Consider the following 2,818-nt stretch of genomic DNA (forward strand, 5'->3'; position numbering starts at 1 on the left):
CATCCGGGTCAACGCCCNGCAGACCCCCTGGGGTGAGGCGGATCTCCACGCCGCCATCGAAGTCAAGCCCGAACGCGATCCTGATGCCGAAGGTCTCGTCGCCGGCGGTGCTGGAGAGCATCGCCGACCGGCTCGAATCCCTCGACGCCCCGGAGGGCATCGCGATCTGGGCGATGATCGAGACGCCGGCCTCGATCCTCAACATCCAGGAGATCGCACGGGCCAAGCGCGATCCGCGCAACCGCCTGACCTGCCTTGTGCTGGGCACCAACGACCTCGCCAAGGACACCTGGGCCAAGATCGTGCCCGGCCGCGTGCCGATGCTGCCCTGGATGATGATGGCGCTGGCCGCGGCCCGGTCGGAGGGCTTGGCCATCCTCGACGGCGTGTACAACGACATCGCCGATACCGAAGGCTGTCGCGAAGAGTGCCGTCAGGCCCGCGACCTGGGCTTCGACGGCAAGACGCTGATCCACCCGACGCAGCTGGAGCCCGCCAACACGTCCTTCGCCCCCACCGAGGAGGAGGTGCGCCGGGCCAAGCTGGTGATCGAGGCGTTCGAGCGCCCGGAATATGCCAAGCGCGGCGCGATCAAGCTGGAGGGTCGGCTCTACGAGCGGCAGCACCTCGGCGTGAACCGCCGGGCGGTCACCTGGGCTGAGGCGATCAAGGCGAAGGGGTTCTGAACCGTCTTCCAGCCCGCAGCGCCACCCTCTGGCGTATCGCGCGGCCCTGGGTCATCGCGCGACCCTCGTGATGACGGGTCCGCGCTTGTTCATCACGTGGCGCATCCGGCGGATTCGTAGCGCGTCCGCTGGGTGCGCCCGTCGCGCGCCGTGACCACGACGAGCCCGGCCTCCTCCAGGCCGACCAGCGACCGCAGCACGAGGGCGTGCTCCACCCCGAAGGTGCGGGCGAAGGCGCGGCTGTCGCCCGGCAGGCCGAGATCCAGCGCCGCCAGGAGACCCGCCGACAGCGGGTCGAGGCCGGGATGAGCGGCCGAAACCCGGTCGAGGGCGGCGACGAACGCCGCCTCGTCGGGGCCCTGGCTCACGCGGCCACGGGCGCCTGCAGGGTCACCAGCACGGATTTGGAGGTCGGCGTGTCGCTCTTCTCGCCGAAGGTCGAGAGGGGCACCAGCACGTTCAGCTCCGGATAGTAGCCGGCCAGCGATCCCCGCGGCATGTCGAAGGGCACGAGGCGGAAATTCTCCGCGCGGCGGGTGATGCCGTCGTCGTGCGTGCCCACGATGTCGACGCGCTCGCCGAGCCGGTCGCGGATCGCCGCGAGGTCGTCCGGATGGGCGAACAGGACGCGGCGCTCGCCGTAGACGCCGCGGTAGCGGTCATCCATCCCGTAGATCGTGGTGTTGTACTGGTCGTGGCTGCGGAACGTCTGCAGCACGAACGTGTCGCGGGCCTTCCGGGCGGCCTGATGTTCGGTTTCGGCCGGCAGCGCATCCGCCGAGAAATTGGCCCGGCCGGTGGCCGTCTCGAACACCCGCTCGGCGGCGAGGTTGCGCAGCATGAAGCCGCGGGGCTTACGCACGCGGGTGTTGTAGCCGGTGAAGCCCGGGATCGTGGCGGCGATCGCCTCGCGGATCCGGTCGTAATCCGCGGCGAAGCCGGCCCAGTCGATGGTGGAGGCGCCGAGAGTCGCCTGCGCCATCCCGGCGATGATGGCGATCTCGGACCGCAGCTCCTTCGAGGCCGGCTTGTTGATGCCGCCCGACCCGTGGACCATGCTCATCGAATCTTCGACGGTCACGATCTGGATCTTGCCCTCTTCGGTCCGGTCGATCTCGGTGCGGCCGAGGCAGGGCAGCAGGTAGCCGACCGCGCCGGGCACCAGATGGGCGTGGTTGAGTTTCGTGGCGATGTGGACGGTGAGCCGGCACGACGCCAGCGCCTGCGCCACCACCGGCGTGTCGGGCGTCGCCCGCAGGAAGTTGCCGCCGAGCCCGATGAAAGCCTTGGACGTCCCGTCCCGCATGGCGCGGATCGCCGCGAGCACGTTGTGGCCGTGCCGGCGTGGCATGGCGAGGCCGAAATGCTGCTCCAGGGCGTCCAGGAAGGACGCGGAGGGGCGCTCGTTGATGCCGACCGTGCGGTCGCCCTGCACGTTCGAGTGGCCCCGGACCGGGCACAGGCCCGCGCCGGGGCGGCCGATATGGCCGCGCAGGAACAGGAGGTTGGCGATCTCCCGGATCGTCGCCACCGAGTGCCGATGCTGGGTCACGCCCATCGCCCAGGTGGCGATGACTCGCTGCGCGCCGAGATAGACGTCCGCCATGGCGGCGATCTCGTCCATCGTGAGGCCGGACTGGTCGAGGATCGCGTCCCAGGAGGTCGCCTCAACGGCGGACCGATAGGCGTCGAGACCGGCGGTGTGGTGCTCCAGGAAGGCCTGGTCGAGGAGCGACGGCCGGCCGGCCGCCAGGGCCTCGGCGTCGCGGGCGAACACGATCTTGGCGATGCCCCGGAAGGCCGCCATGTCGCCGCCCGAGCGCGGCTGCAGATAGTGGCTGGCGATGGGGCGGCTCGAGCCGCGGAGCATCTCGACGGTGTTCTGCGGATCGGCGAACCGCTCCAGGCCGCGCTCGCGCACCGGGTTGAGCACCACGACCTGGGCGCCGCGCTCGGCCGCCCGGCGCAGGTCGCCGAGCATCCGCGGATGGTTGGNTCCGGGATTCTGGCCGACGCAGAAGATCGCGTCCGCCTTTCTCGAATCCNTCAGCAGGACCGTGCCCTTGGCCGATGCGATCGCATCGATCAACGCCACGCCGCTCGCCTCGTGGCACATGTTCGAGCAGTCGGGG

General features: G+C 70.4%; 2 protein-coding genes and 1 pseudogene. 1 reads left to right on the plus strand and 2 read right to left on the minus strand.

Features of this window, described 5'->3' with window-relative positions:
- Window positions 1–686 (plus strand): annotated as a pseudogene (locus tag I53_RS14150) (CoA ester lyase); the annotation flags it as partial.
- Between the two features lie 92 nt (window positions 687–778).
- Here I53_RS14150 and I53_RS14155 read toward each other — a convergent pair.
- Both I53_RS14155 and I53_RS14160 read right to left on the minus strand, forming a co-directional pair.
- Complete coding sequence (locus tag I53_RS14155) at window positions 779–1,054, minus strand: hypothetical protein (RefSeq protein ID WP_043351746.1); 276 nt, start codon at window positions 1,052–1,054, stop codon at window positions 779–781.
- The coding region (locus I53_RS14160) for an FdhF/YdeP family oxidoreductase (protein ID WP_043351747.1) at window positions 1,051–2,818 on the minus strand (1,768 nt) is incomplete at its 5' end. The genes I53_RS14160 and I53_RS14155, both read right to left, overlap by 4 nt.

It is taken from the genome of Methylobacterium sp. B1, assembly GCF_000333255.1.
In the GTDB taxonomy this organism is placed as follows: Bacteria; Pseudomonadota; Alphaproteobacteria; order Rhizobiales; family Beijerinckiaceae; genus Methylobacterium; species Methylobacterium fujisawaense.